The organism is Leeia aquatica, assembly GCF_012641365.1.
Taxonomy (GTDB): domain Bacteria; phylum Pseudomonadota; class Gammaproteobacteria; order Burkholderiales; family Leeiaceae; genus Leeia; species Leeia aquatica.
In genome coordinates this window covers 129,825-142,165 of record NZ_JABAIM010000003.1, presented here as the reverse complement: position 1 = coordinate 142,165, position 12,341 = coordinate 129,825, and the positions used below count along the sequence as shown (strand labels likewise).

Annotated in this window: 13 protein-coding genes; 8 read left to right on the top strand and 5 right to left on the bottom strand. The window is 61.5% G+C overall.

What is annotated here, in order from left to right; translation table 11 throughout:
* The first annotated feature begins 110 nt into the window (after positions 1-110).
* Complete coding sequence (locus tag HF682_RS13345; protein WP_168877815.1) at positions 111-995, top strand: FecR domain-containing protein; 885 nt, start codon at positions 111-113, stop codon at positions 993-995.
* A gap of 238 nt (positions 996-1,233) precedes the next feature.
* Positions 1,234-3,387, top strand: coding sequence for a UvrD-helicase domain-containing protein (locus tag HF682_RS13340; RefSeq protein WP_168877814.1), 2,154 nt, complete (start codon positions 1,234-1,236; stop codon positions 3,385-3,387).
* Between the two features lie 72 nt (positions 3,388-3,459).
* On the opposite strand, the gene rpoH is transcribed toward HF682_RS13340, so the two are convergent.
* From rpoH to rsmD, 3 genes are all read right to left on the bottom strand, one after another.
* Complete coding sequence (rpoH, locus tag HF682_RS13335) at positions 3,460-4,320, bottom strand: RNA polymerase sigma factor RpoH (RefSeq protein ID WP_168877813.1); 861 nt, start codon at positions 4,318-4,320, stop codon at positions 3,460-3,462.
* Between the two features lie 149 nt (positions 4,321-4,469).
* Positions 4,470-4,718: a YfhL family 4Fe-4S dicluster ferredoxin gene (locus HF682_RS13330; protein WP_168877812.1), complete on the bottom strand. Its 249-nt coding sequence runs from the start codon at positions 4,716-4,718 to the stop codon at positions 4,470-4,472.
* A gap of 51 nt (positions 4,719-4,769) precedes the next feature.
* Positions 4,770-5,321 carry a 16S rRNA (guanine(966)-N(2))-methyltransferase RsmD gene (gene rsmD / locus HF682_RS13325; RefSeq protein WP_168877811.1) on the bottom strand — a complete coding sequence of 184 codons (552 nt, stop codon included), beginning with the start codon at positions 5,319-5,321 and terminating at the stop codon, positions 4,770-4,772.
* 192 nt (positions 5,322-5,513) lie between these two features.
* On the opposite strand from rsmD, the gene ftsY reads away from it, so the two are divergent.
* From ftsY to ftsX, 3 genes are read left to right on the top strand one after another with little or no spacing between them, the layout of a single operon-like run.
* Positions 5,514-6,512 carry a signal recognition particle-docking protein FtsY gene (ftsY, locus tag HF682_RS13320; RefSeq protein ID WP_168877810.1) on the top strand — a complete coding sequence of 333 codons (999 nt, stop codon included), beginning with the start codon at positions 5,514-5,516 and terminating at the stop codon, positions 6,510-6,512.
* Positions 6,513-6,516: 4 nt separating this feature from the next.
* On the top strand, positions 6,517-7,176 hold the full coding sequence (gene ftsE / locus HF682_RS13315) for a cell division ATP-binding protein FtsE (protein ID WP_168877809.1): 660 nt from the start codon (positions 6,517-6,519) through the stop codon (positions 7,174-7,176).
* The gene (ftsX, locus tag HF682_RS13310) at positions 7,173-8,072 is read left to right on the top strand and encodes a permease-like cell division protein FtsX (protein WP_168877808.1); all 900 of its coding nucleotides are present in this window, start codon (positions 7,173-7,175) and stop codon (positions 8,070-8,072) included. Before ftsE ends, ftsX begins: the two co-directional genes overlap by 4 nt.
* Before the next feature lie 24 nt (positions 8,073-8,096).
* Here ftsX and HF682_RS13305 read toward each other — a convergent pair whose 3' ends face one another.
* Positions 8,097-8,963, bottom strand: a complete 867-nt coding sequence (locus HF682_RS13305; protein ID WP_168878083.1) for a YicC/YloC family endoribonuclease — start codon at positions 8,961-8,963, stop codon at positions 8,097-8,099.
* A gap of 167 nt (positions 8,964-9,130) precedes the next feature.
* On the opposite strand from HF682_RS13305, the gene HF682_RS13300 reads away from it, so the two are divergent.
* The 3 genes from HF682_RS13300 to rph are packed head-to-tail and all read left to right on the top strand — an operon-like array spanning position 9,131 to position 11,745.
* On the top strand, positions 9,131-10,087 hold the full coding sequence (locus tag HF682_RS13300; protein ID WP_168877807.1) for a serine/threonine protein kinase: 957 nt from the start codon (positions 9,131-9,133) through the stop codon (positions 10,085-10,087).
* 5 nt (positions 10,088-10,092) lie between these two features.
* Complete coding sequence (locus HF682_RS13295; protein WP_168877806.1) at positions 10,093-11,013, top strand: PP2C family protein-serine/threonine phosphatase; 921 nt, start codon at positions 10,093-10,095, stop codon at positions 11,011-11,013.
* 15 nt (positions 11,014-11,028) lie between these two features.
* A complete protein-coding gene (rph, locus tag HF682_RS13290) occupies positions 11,029-11,745 on the top strand; it encodes a ribonuclease PH (RefSeq protein ID WP_168877805.1) in 717 nt (238 codons plus the stop codon).
* A 23-nt stretch (positions 11,746-11,768) separates the two neighbouring features.
* Here rph and HF682_RS13285 read toward each other — a convergent pair whose 3' ends face one another.
* On the bottom strand, positions 11,769-12,191 hold the full coding sequence (locus tag HF682_RS13285; protein WP_168877804.1) for a MaoC family dehydratase: 423 nt from the start codon (positions 12,189-12,191) through the stop codon (positions 11,769-11,771).
* Between the last annotated feature and the right edge of the window lie 150 nt (positions 12,192-12,341).

Below are 12,341 nucleotides of genomic sequence, written 5' to 3'. Positions count from 1 at the left end.
ATGGTTGGACTGGCGGTTTTGGCGCGACACCGTCATGATGTAAAGTGTTGATTATACCCACAGCACTGCCAACTCTGGCAGTCTGCTAACGCGAATGACAGGAGACCTGCATGAATGCCTTGCAACGATTGGGTTTGCTCGCCGCTTTAGCCATGCCCATGGCCGTTTTCGCTGTGCCTGCCGTGCAGGTCGCCAGGCTGCAGATGCCCGCCTGGGTGCAGCATGCCAATGGCAGCCGCCAGGCGCTGACCCCGGCAACGGTGCTGAAAGCGGGCGACCTGCTGCAGACCGGTACCGGCGGGCGGGTGGAGTTGTTGCTGAGTGAAGGCAGTACCGTCAAGCTGGGCGAGCAAGCGCAGTTCAAGGTGAGCAGCGTGGTCGCAGCCGAGGAAAACCAGGGCCTGTTTGCCGCTTCGCTGGATGTGCTCAAGGGGGCGTTCCGCTTTACCACCAGCAGCTCGCAGAAGCTGGCGCGCCGTGATGTGAGCATCCGGGTGGCTACGGTGACGGCGGGCATTCGCGGCACCGACCTGTGGGGCAAGTCTGATGAAGGTCGCGATCTGGTGTGTCTGATTGAAGGCAAGATCGGGGTTAGCCACACAGGCGGCGCGTCTGCCACGCTGGACCAGCCCTTGCAGTTCTATGTGGCCAACCGGGGTAGCCAGCCCGAGCCGGTGAGTTATGTTGACCGTAATAAGCTGGAAACCGATTGGGCACCGCAAACCGAAACCCAGTCTGGCCGGGGCGTAGCCGTGGTGCGGGGCGACTGGTCGCTGTATCTGGCAGCCTATCCGAAAAAGGCCGTCGCGCAGGCGTTGGTGAGTACGCTGGATGAGGCGGGTATTCCGGCTGTGGTGCAGCAGCGCAAGTTCAAGGGCCGCGCGGTGTATCTGGTCAGCGTGCCTGACTTTGACAGCGAAAGTGATGCCAACGCTGCGGCCTCGCTGGTGCTGGGGGTGGTGCCGGAGTTGCAGCCCAAGGCTGGGCTGCGCTGAGAGCCGGTTCATAGTCTGCTGCGTGGCGCCGATACGGCGTTGAAAATGGCTTCGGAATGCTCATTGACACCGAGTAAACTCCGCTTCCTCAGCCGTTTTCGCCTTGTCTCGGCCCCGCTGGCAAGACCATAAACCTGGCTCTGAGCGGCATTATTAAATAGAACGAGCGTTCTTGCCGGGTTTGCCCTTACAATACGCGCATTGTCCTGATCGGGGGTGGTAGCACCCCCTGCTTGTCATGCGTGATGATTTTCTGTCCGGACTGAATCCGGAGCAACTGGCCGCGGTAACCCTGCCGCATGAGTCGGCCCTGATCCTCGCCGGGGCGGGCAGCGGCAAGACCCGGGTACTGACCACCCGCATTGCCTGGCTGGTGGACAGTGGACTGGCCAGCCCTTTTGGCCTGATGGCGGTGACCTTTACCAACAAGGCAGCGCGGGAGATGCTGACCCGGTTGACCGCCATGCTGCCCATCAATACCCGGGGCATGTGGGTAGGTACCTTCCATGGGCTGTGCAACCGGCTGTTGCGCGCGCACCATCGTGAGTGTGGTTTACCTGCGGCGTTTCAGATTCTGGACATGCAGGATCAGCTGGCGCTGATCAAGCGGGTGATGCGTGCCTTGAATGTGGATGAGGAGCGTACGCCACCGCGGCAGGTACAGCAGTTCATCAACAGTCAAAAAGAAAGCGGCATCCGTGCCAGCGCCTGCGAGAGCTATGATCCGCAGACCCGCCGCTATATTGACGTTTATGGCGAGTATGAGCAGCAATGCCAGCGCGAAGGCGTGGTGGATTTTGCAGAGCTGCTGCTGCGGGCGTACGAATTGCTGTCACGCAATGCCATGCTGCGGGAGCACTACCAGCAGCGCTTCCGCCACATTCTGGTCGATGAGTTCCAGGATACCAACCGCCTGCAGTACCAGTGGCTGAAACTGCTGGGCGGGCCGGACACCGCCATGTTTGTGGTGGGCGACGATGACCAGTCCATCTATGCTTTCCGTGGTGCCAATGTCGGCAATATGCGTGATTTCGAGCGTGAATTCCGCATCGGAAAGGTGATCCGGCTGGAGCAAAATTACCGATCCTTCGGCAATATTCTGGACGCTGCCAACGCGCTGATCGAAAACAATGAAGGCCGTCTGGGCAAGCAATTGTGGACGGCTGCCGGACCCGGCGAGCCGGTGCGGGTATTCGAGGCGCTGACGGACCAGGACGAAGCGCACTTCATCGTAGAGGAAGTGCGGCAGCTGCACCGTGAGGGTACGGCGCTGGCCGACATGGCGGTGCTGTATCGCTCCAATGCGCAGTCCCGCCTGTTGGAGCATCAATTGTTTGCGGCCGGGGTGCCGTACCGGGTGTACGGCGGACTGCGCTTCTTCGAGCGGCAGGAAATCAAGCACGCACTGGCCTACCTGCGGTTGACTGCCAACCGGGATGACGACGGTGCCTGGCTGCGGGTGGTCAATTTCCCGGCGCGCGGCATCGGTGCGCGTACGCTGGAAGCGGTGCAGGTGGCGGCGCGGGAGGGGGGATTGTCCCTGTGGGCCAGTTGCTGCAGTCGCCCGCCGGGTGGCGCGGCGGCCAACAAGCTGGCGGTGTTCGTGCGCCTGATTGACGAATTGTCTGCCGAGATTGCCGAGTTGCCGCTGCCGGAAAAGATCGACGCCTTGCTGGACCGCAGCGGCCTGCGCGATTACTACCGCGCCGAGAAGGATGGCGAAGAGCGGCTGGAGAACCTGGAAGAATTGGTCAACGCGGCGCAGAACTTCCAGTACGAAGTGGAAGGCGGCACGGTTGAGGATTTTCTGGCGCATGCCTCTCTGGAATCCGGAGAGTTGCAGGCCGAAGTGGCGCAGGATGCTCTGCAACTGATGACGGTGCACTCCGCCAAGGGGCTGGAGTTTGACGCGGTCTGGGTCTGCGGTCTGGAAGAGGGGCTGTTTCCGCATGAGAACAGCCTCTCCGCCCATGATGGCATCGGTGAAGAGCGCCGCCTGATGTATGTGGCGATTACCCGCGCCCGCAAACGGCTATACCTGACGCTGGCGACGCAGCGTCAGCTGTACGGCCAGACCCGCTACAATCTGGCAAGCCGCTTCCTGCGCGAGATACCCGAGCCGCTGACGCAGTGGTTGAACCGTCGCCCGCCCAGCAGTGCAAACCATGGGGGCTATGCAGCTCCCCGCGTGCAAACCGGCGCTGCCGTGTATGCCGGTACGCAAGATCTGCAAGGTTTCCGCATTGGTCAGAGTGTGAAGCATGGCCGTTTTGGCCAAGGGGTGATCGTGGCAGCTGAAGGCTCGGGTGACGACGCACGTGTTCAGGTCAACTTCCCGGAGGCGGGCGTGAAATGGCTGTTGCTCAGCTATGCTCGGCTGGAAGCCTGCTGAGCGTGTTCAGGTGATGCAGCCCATAAAAAAACGCCCCGATGGGGCGTTTTTTTATGGGCGAAGCTGGATGGCTTAGTCCACCAGCGCGATCAGCTGCTGTCGCATTTTCTGCAGGGCTTTTTGCTCGATCTGGCGAATCCGCTCGGCGGAAACGCCATATTCGGCGGCCAGCTCGTGCAGGGTGGCGCCGCTGTCATCGCTCAGCCAGCGTGATTCCACAATGTGGCGGCTGCGTGCGTCCAGCGTGTCCAGCGCCGCGATCAGGCCTTCACCGTGCAGATGGGCGATGGCTTGCTGTTCCAGCCGGGCGGTGGGTTCATTGCGGGTGTCGGCCAGGTAGGCAATCGGAGCCTGCTGGGCGTTGTCGTCATCCGCTTCGGTGGGTTCCAGCGAAATATCCTGCCCGGACAGACGGGTGTCCATCTCCATCACGTCGGACGCCTTCACCCCCAGCTGCTCGGCAATATCCTGCGCTTCACGCTCGTTCAGGGCGCTGAAGCCGGATTTCATGCTGCGCAGGTTGAAGAACAGCTTGCGCTGGGATTTGGTGGTCGCTACCCGCACCAGACGCCAGTTCTTCAGGATGAACTCGTGAATCTCGGCCTTGATCCAGTGCACGGCAAAGGAGAACAGACGCACGCCCCGGCTGGGGTCAAAGCGCTTGACCGCCTTCATCAGGCCGATATTGCCTTCCTGGATCAGGTCGGCCTGCTGCAAGCCGTAACCGGCATAGCTGCGGGCGATGGACACCACCACCCGCAGGTGCGACAGCACCAGCTGGCGGGCAGCCTCCACATCGTTGTGGCGGTGCAGACGCTCAGCCAGCGCCTGTTCCTCTTCCTGCGTCAGCAGGGGGAACTGGTTGACGCTGTGAATGTAGCTCTCCAGATTCCCCGTCGAAACGGTTAGCGGGATGACCGCAGTGGACGTCATGGATGTCTGCCTTTCTGCTTTCGGGTCTGACAAAATATTAGCACTCGGGCAATGAGAGTGCCAATCCTGTCAAAAGTTCAACCTTCATGGGGGAACTAGAGACGGGATGGCGACTGCAACAACAACGGTTTTGAATCAGGCGGCAAGGCTCAGGCGGCTTGCAGCTTCTCGTATTTGACCAGCAGCACTTCCCGGGTCTCGACATTGTCCGGGTCGTGCGGAATACAGTCTACCGGGCAGACTTCCTGGCACTGCGGCGTATCGTAGTGCCCCACGCACTCGGTGCAGCGGTTCGGGTCGATCTCATAGATTTCCGGGCCCTGCGAAATGGCCTGATTCGGGCACTCCGGCTCACAGACATCGCAGTTGATGCATTCATCCGTGATCATTAAAGACATAGTAATTTCCTCAACTATTCAGTTCGATTCTGGCACGGCCTGCCGCGTCAATCAAGCGGGCTGGTCGGACCGTTGCAGCAAGGCATAGCTGACCCGTCCTGCCTTGCCTTGCCGCTGTATGGTCCATTCGGCAGGCAGCTCGGGCAAATGTTCACCTTCGATATACAGCCGCCCACCCGGCTTCAGCCGCGCCGCCACCAGGGGCAGCACGGCGGGCAGCAGGTTGGCGGCAAACGGCGGGTCCGCAAAAATCACATCAAACTGCTCGCTGGACTGGCGCAACCATTGCAGAGCATCACCCGGCACAATGTCGATCTGCTGTGCCTGCAGCAACTGGCGATTCTGCTTCAGTTGCCGTACCACGCTGTGGCTCAATTCCAGCGCCACCACCCGTGCAGCATGGCGGGATGCCGCCTCAAAAGACAGCGCACCGCTGCCGGCAAACAAGTCCAGGCAACTTTGTCCGTGCAGGTCTTGTCCCAGCCAGTTGAAAACGGTTTCCCGCACCCGGTCCGAGGTTGGGCGCAGGCCGTCACCGTCCGGAAAGCTGAGCAGGCGGCGGCGCCATTGCCCGCCGATGATGCGTACCTGATTGCGTAACATGCTGATGTGCAGTCCGGGCGCGATGAAGTAGCGCGCCGGGGCCGGGCTCCCGTACAATACGTCATTTGCATGCCCGAACGGTCGGGCGGCAAATTGACCTAATAAAACAGGATATTATACCCCGATTGCGGGTCAGGCGTTAAGCAGGATCAAACCGACGCCGGTCGCCACGTATCGGGACAGAAAGCCACGATGTTCAGTTTCTTCAAAAAAGACAAGTCCGCAGCCGATCCCGCCGTCAGCCAGCCTGAGGCCCCCGCGACCGAAGAGGCCCCTAAACTGGGTTGGGCGGCCCGGCTGAAGCAGGGGCTGACCAAAACCCGTCAGCAATTCACCAAGCAACTGGCGGGCCTGTTTGGTGGCGGCCAGATTGACGAAGACCTGTATGAAGAGCTGGAAACCGTCTTGCTGACCGCCGACATGGGCGTGGATGCCACGCAGACCCTGCTCAAGACCGTGCGTGACCGGGCGACCCTGCGTGAGTTGAAAGACCCGCGCGCGTTGAAGCAGGAGCTGCAGGAGGCGTTGACCGAGCTGGTGCTGCCGCTGGAGCGCCCGCTGGACATTTCAACCCACCATCCTTACGTGATCATGATGGTGGGGGTGAATGGTGCCGGCAAGACCACCTCGATCGGCAAGTTGACCCATTATTTCCAGTCCCAGGGCAAGTCGGTGCTGCTGGCCGCGGGTGATACCTTCCGCGCTGCAGCCCGCGAGCAGTTGATGGCCTGGGGCGAGCGCAATGGCGTCACGGTGATCGCGCAGGACGGTGGCGACCCGGCTGCAGTGGCGTTTGACGCCATCAACGCGGCCAAGGCGCGCAATATTGACGTGGTGCTGGTGGATACCGCCGGGCGCTTGCCGACCCAGCTGCACCTGATGGAAGAGATCAAGAAGGTGAAGCGGGTGGTTACCAAGGCCGAAGGCAGCGCGCCGCATGAAGTGCTGCTGGTGCTGGATGCCAATACCGGGCAGAACGCGGTGGCGCAGGTCAAGGCGTTTGACGATGCGCTGGGGGTAACCGGCCTGATCCTGACCAAGCTGGATGGTACCGCCAAGGGCGGCGTGATTGCCGCGATTGCCCGTAGCCGCCCGGTGCCGTTGCGCTTTATCGGGGTTGGCGAGCAGCGCGACGACCTGCGCCCCTTTGTGGCCGCCGACTTTATCAACGCCCTGTTCGACGACGAGTAAGCCCATGTCGTTCATCAAGCTGAGCCAGGTCAACAAGCGTTATCCGGATGGTCACCAGGTGCTGAGCAATGTCAGCTGCGAGGTGGCGGCAGGCGAAATGGTGTTCCTGACCGGCCATTCCGGCGCGGGCAAGAGCACCCTGCTCAAGCTGCTGGCCGCCATTGAGCGGCCCACTTCGGGCAGCGTGCTGGTGGGCGGGCAGAATCTGGCCGCGCTCAAGCCGTTCGCCATCCCCATTCTGCGGCGCAATCTGGGCCTGGTGTTTCAGGACCACAAGCTGTTGTTTGACCGTAGCGTGTTTGATAACGCCATGCTGCCCTTGTCCATCATTGGCTACCCGCCGAAAGAAGCCGCCAAGCGGGTGCGGGCCGCGCTGGACAAGGTGGGCCTGCTGAGCAAGGAAAAAGCGTTGCCCATTACCTTATCCGGCGGCGAGCAGCAGCGGCTGTGTATTGCGCGGGCGGTGGTCAACCGTCCCAGCATCCTGCTGGCCGATGAGCCGACCGGCAATCTGGATGCCCAGTACGCCGAAGACATCATGCAGCTGTTTACTACCTTCAATCAGGTCGGCACCACCGTGTTGATCTCTACCCATGATGAAGCGGTGTTGTCCCGCTATGCCAATCGACGCCTGCACCTGGAGCAGGGGAGGCTGGTGGCATGAAGGCATGGTGGTGGGCGCATCGCAAGGCGCTGTTCAGTGGCCTGCGCAATCTGCTGCGGCAACCGTTTGCCCTGCTGCTGACGTTGAGCATGATCGGGGTGGCGCTGGCCCTGCCGACGTTGCTGTGGGTGATGCTCAGCAATGGCGAGCGGGTGGTGGCCCGCTTGCCGGTGCAACCGCAGCTGACGCTGTTTCTCAAGCCGGAAGTCAGTGCGGATACAGCCAGACAGCTGCAGAAGCAGATTGAGGCCAGCAGCGGTGTCAAGGTGCAATGGATCGGACGCGAGGCCGCGTTCAAGGATCTGATCGGCCGCGCCAACCTGGCTGAGCTGGGCGATGCCTTGCCGGACAATCCCTTGCCGGACGCACTGGTGTTGCAGTTTGCCGATCCAGCGGCACCGGCTCAGCAGCAGGCGCAGTGGGCGGCACGCCCGGAGGTGGCCGAGGTGGTGCATGATGCCGCCTGGGTGGAACGGCTGGTGGCGATTACCCAGCTGGGGCGCAGCCTGATCGGCTGGTTGAGTGCGCTGCTGGCGATCGGCCTGCTGGTGGTGATGGGCAATACCGTGCGGCTGCAGATCCTGTTACGGCGGGACGAGATTGAAGTCAGTCGCCTGATCGGTGCCACCCGCGCCTTTATCCGGCGGCCTTTCCTGTACTTTGCCGGGCTGCAAGGCATGCTGGGCGGTGCCACCGCCTGGGGCATTACCGCGCTGGCCACCTGGCAGCTGTCAGCGCCGGTGCTGCATCTGGCGCGCCTGTACGGCACCGAGCTGACCCTGGCCTACCTGCCGTGGTGGCAAGGGCTATTGCTGATGGCTGCAGCCGGGGTACTGGCCTGGCTGGGGGCCTGGGTGGCGGTGACCCGCCACCTGCTGCAACTGGACCACCGCTGAACCGAGGCGCCGCAACGTCGGCGCTTACTCGATGTTCTGCACCTGCTCGCGCATCTGTTCGACCAGCACTTTCATGTCCACCGAGGTCTGGGTCAGCTCCAGCGAAGCCGCCTTGGAGCCGAGGGTATTCGCCTCGCGCTGCAACTCCTGCATCATGAAATCCAGTCGCTTGCCGACCACGCCACCTTGCTTGAGGATGCGGCGCACTTCGCTGCAATGCGCGCCAAGCCGTGACAACTCTTCGTCCACGTCGATTTTCTGCGCGAACAGCGCCAGCTCCTGCTGGATGCGCTGATCATCGGCTTGGCCGAAGACTTCCTGCAGGCGCTCCACCAGCTTCTGTTGATAAGCTTGGACCAGCTGCGGCATCTTCGGGCGGGTGGCTTGTGCCAGCGCTTCGATGCCTTCCAGCCGCTCTCGCAGCACGTCCGCCAGCTTGGCACCTTCCCGCTTGCGGGAAGCGACAAAGTCCTGCAGGGCCTGCTGCATGGCTTGCTGCAAGGTACGGCTCAGCCGCTCGTTATCGACCTCGGTAGCGGCCATGACGCCGGGCCAGCGCAGGATATCGGAGACCGACAGGCCGCGCGCGCCCCCAGCCTGTGCCAGCACGCGTTGCTCGGCGGCCAGCAGGGCGCTCACCATGCGGTCGTTGACCTCCAGCGCGGCTTGGGCATCAGGTCGGGCGGTGAGGTTGATGCGACACTCCACCTTGCCCCGGCTGATGGCGCCGGACAGGGCTTCACGCAACAGCGGCTCGAAGGCACGCAGCTCTTCCGGCATGCGGAACACGGCATCGAGGAATCGGTTATTGACCGCCCGCAATTCCAGCGTCATCATGCCCAGATCGGTCTCTGCGGTCACGGACGCGTAACCCGTCATGCTGGCGATCATCATGCTTCCTTTCTGCTATACCGGAGTGTGTGGCTCCGGCTTTACAAGGGGTTGGCGAACTAAGACAATGCGACAGTCATGCCGGGAGTGGCGGAGCCCTCCTGTTTGCAGCTGCCATACCGTCCGGTAACCGGACCGGTCACCGAATACGAATCTGGTTAGAGGGCATGGGGCAACAAACCAATCAACCGCTGCCGCGCGGTTATCAGCTGCTGAATTATACCATCGTGAAGCCCCTCAGCTCGGGCGGCTTCAGTATTGTCTATCTGGCGCACGATGAGAGTGACCAGCCGGTCGCCATCAAGGAGTACCTGCCCAGCTCGCTGGTGCTGCGCACTTCGGGTGATGTGGTGGAACCCTCCAATGCCGACTACCTGCCCACCTTCCGCTATGGCCTGAAGTGCTTCTTTGAGGAAGGCAAGGCGCTGGCAGGCATCCAGCATCCGAATGTGGTGCGCGTGCTCAATTTCTTCCGCGCCAACGAAACCGTCTACATGGTGATGAACTATGAGCGCGGCCGCACCCTACAACGGGAAATCCAGCTGCGGCCCGGTCCGGTCAAGGAAAGCATGATCCGGCTGGTGTTTGGCCAGCTACTCAACGGGCTGCGCGACGTGCATTTGCACAAGCTGCTGCACCTCGATATCAAGCCCGCCAATATCTATATCCGGCAGGATGGTACGCCAGTACTACTGGATTTTGGCTCCGCCCGCCAGACGCTGACGGACAACAATCCACGGCTGTCGCCCATGTTCACCCCGGGTTTTGCGCCACCGGAGCAATACCGCGACCGAGATAACCTTGGGCCGTGGAGCGATGTCTATGCGGTGGGTGCCAGCATTTTTGCCTGCATGGCCAAGCACGCGCCTCAACCCGGTGACGCGCGGGTGATCGAGGATAAATACCGCCCGGTCAGCCAGAACAAGGTCTGGCGGGAAATGTACTCACCGCAGCTGCTGGAGCTGGTGGACTGGTGTTTGCAGCGGGATTTCATGGACCGGCCGCAGTCGGTCCTGCAATTACAAAAAGAATTGTTGCGCACGGATTATCAGGTGCCTCAGGTCAGCATGTTCAAGCGGGTCAAGGAATTCCTGCAGCGTGACTTGATCAGCCGCAAGGACTGAACAGGATGAAATTCTCGATTTATCAGGAAAGCCGCCGCGGCGGCCGCAAATACAATCAGGACCGCATGGGCTATAGCTACAGCCGCGACTCGCTGCTGCTGGTGGTGGCTGATGGCATGGGGGGGCACCTGCAGGGCGAAATCGCGGCACAGATTGCGGTGGAGCTGATGGTCAACCGCTTCGAGGAGCAGGCCAAGCCGGTGGTGCGTGAGCCCGCCGCCTTTCTGTACGAGACCATCCACCAGGCGCACGACGCCATTCTGGGCTATGCCAGCAAGAACCAGCTGCTGGAAACGCCGCGCACCACGGTGGTGGCCTGTATCGTGCAGGACAATATGGCCTACTGGGCGCACGTGGGTGACTCACGGCTGTATTTTTTCCACAATAGCGAGCTGGTGGCGCTGACGCAGGACCACTCCCGGGTCAAGCAACTGGTGCAGATGGGCAAGATTACCGAGCGTGAGGCGGAAACCCATCCGGACAAGAACAAGATCTACAACTGCCTGGGCAGCATGCTGCCGCCTGAGGTGGAGCTGGCGCCGCGTCGCCCTGTCGCCAATGGCGACACCATCTTGCTGTGTACCGATGGCGTGTGGGGCGCGCTGGATTCCCATGACATGGTGCAATACCTGACCCATTATCCGGTGCTGTACGCGCTGCCACAGTTGATGGACCGGGCTGAATTCAACGGCGGCAAGCACGCCGATAACCTGACCGCGCTGGGTATTACCTGGCTGGAGGAAGAGGATGGCACCATTGCCACCGCCACCTCCACCCTGAAGATGAACCCCGATGTGGTGACCACCCAGATGGACACCCTGCGGGTTTCGGATGATGTGAAGGCCAGCGGTGAGGTCAGCGATGACGACATCGAGCGCGCCATTGCCGAAATCCAGAACGCCATCCGCAAATTTTCCAAACCCTGATTGTTGAAAGCTGCCATGCGCCCATCGCAACGTGAACCGGGGCAGCTGCGCCCGGTACGTCTGACCCGTCATTACACCCGCCACGCCGAAGGCAGTGTGCTGGTGGAGTTTGGCGATACCCAGGTGATCTGCACCGCCAGTGTTGAGTCCGGTGTGCCCGGTTTCCTCAAGGGCAAAGGGCAGGGCTGGCTGACGGCAGAATACGGCATGCTGCCGCGCTCGACGGGTAGTCGCATGAAGCGCGAAGCCGCGCAAGGAAAGCAAAGCGGCCGTACCCAGGAGATCCAGCGCCTGATTGGCCGTAGCCTGCGCGCGGTGGTGGATCTGGGTGCGCTGGGTGAGCGGCAGGTGCTGGTCGATTGCGATGTGATCCAGGCCGACGGCGGCACGCGGACCGCTAGCATTACCGGTGCTTTTGTGGCGGTGCACGACGCCTTGTCCCTACTGGTGCAGCGAGGTGAGCTGACCGCCTTGCCGATCCGCGACCATGTGGCCGCGGTTTCAGTCGGTATCTGGCAGGGTTTGCCGGTGCTGGATCTGGATTACCCGGAAGATTCCGACTGCGAAACCGACATGAATGTGGTGATGACCGGCGCAGGGCGTTTCATTGAAGTGCAGGGTACCGCCGAAGGTGTGGCATTTGACCGTACGGAGATGAATCAGATGCTGGACTTGGCCAGCGCAGGCATTGCCCGCCTGATCGAGCTGCAGAAAGCCGCGCTGGCAGGCTGAGCCCACCAAGCGCTGCGTCTTGCTTAGCTGCGGGCCGGGGCCAGCACCACGGCCTCACCTTCCAGCACCACCGTGTCGCCCACGCGGCAAGTGGTGCTCAGCGTCACTTTCTTCTTGGCCGGGTCCAGCGAGGTGACTTCCACTCGTGCCACCACGGTATCGCCCGGGCGTACCGGTGCGCGGAATTTCAGCGACTGACTCAGGTAAATGGTGCCCGGACCTGGCAGGCGGGTACCCAATACCGCAGACACCAGACCGGCTGACAGCATGCCGTGAGCAATGCGGCCTTTGAACAGCGTGCCCTCTGCGTACTGCTGGTTCAGGTGCGCCGGATTGGTATCACCGGTGACACCGGCAAACAGCACAATGTCTGCTTCGGTGACCGTACGGCCGATCTCGGCGGCGAGGCCCATACTCAAATCTTCAAACGCATACGATTGCTGCATGACCGATCCTTGCGATTCAGCGGGAAGCTGCATTTTGCGTTGCAGCATGCTGGCTTGGCAAGAGGGTGTCTTGCGGGAATGGCAATGTTACGTTAACGTAAACGTAAATTTGCGATGCTGTAAATTATTCAAGCGCTTGCTTTGTTAATT

Excerpts from the sequence above, each read along its gene's own strand:
- HF682_RS13345 (WP_168877815.1), top strand. The coding sequence starts at position 111 with ATGAATGCCTTGCAACGATTGGGTTTGCTCGCCGCTTTAGCCATGCCC.
- HF682_RS13340 (WP_168877814.1), top strand. The coding sequence starts at position 1,234 with ATGCGTGATGATTTTCTGTCCGGACTGAATCCGGAGCAACTGGCCGCG.
- rpoH (WP_168877813.1), bottom strand. The coding sequence starts at position 4,320 with ATGACGTCCACTGCGGTCATCCCGCTAACCGTTTCGACGGGGAATCTG.
- HF682_RS13330 (WP_168877812.1), bottom strand. The coding sequence starts at position 4,718 with ATGTCTTTAATGATCACGGATGAATGCATCAACTGCGATGTCTGTGAG.
- rsmD (WP_168877811.1), bottom strand. The coding sequence starts at position 5,321 with ATGTTACGCAATCAGGTACGCATCATCGGCGGGCAATGGCGCCGCCGC.
- ftsY (WP_168877810.1), top strand. The coding sequence starts at position 5,514 with ATGTTCAGTTTCTTCAAAAAAGACAAGTCCGCAGCCGATCCCGCCGTC.
- ftsE (WP_168877809.1), top strand. The coding sequence starts at position 6,517 with ATGTCGTTCATCAAGCTGAGCCAGGTCAACAAGCGTTATCCGGATGGT.
- ftsX (WP_168877808.1), top strand. The coding sequence starts at position 7,173 with ATGAAGGCATGGTGGTGGGCGCATCGCAAGGCGCTGTTCAGTGGCCTG.
- HF682_RS13305 (WP_168878083.1), bottom strand. The coding sequence starts at position 8,963 with ATGATCGCCAGCATGACGGGTTACGCGTCCGTGACCGCAGAGACCGAT.
- HF682_RS13300 (WP_168877807.1), top strand. The coding sequence starts at position 9,131 with ATGGGGCAACAAACCAATCAACCGCTGCCGCGCGGTTATCAGCTGCTG.
- HF682_RS13295 (WP_168877806.1), top strand. The coding sequence starts at position 10,093 with ATGAAATTCTCGATTTATCAGGAAAGCCGCCGCGGCGGCCGCAAATAC.
- rph (WP_168877805.1), top strand. The coding sequence starts at position 11,029 with ATGCGCCCATCGCAACGTGAACCGGGGCAGCTGCGCCCGGTACGTCTG.
- HF682_RS13285 (WP_168877804.1), bottom strand. The coding sequence starts at position 12,191 with ATGCAGCAATCGTATGCGTTTGAAGATTTGAGTATGGGCCTCGCCGCC.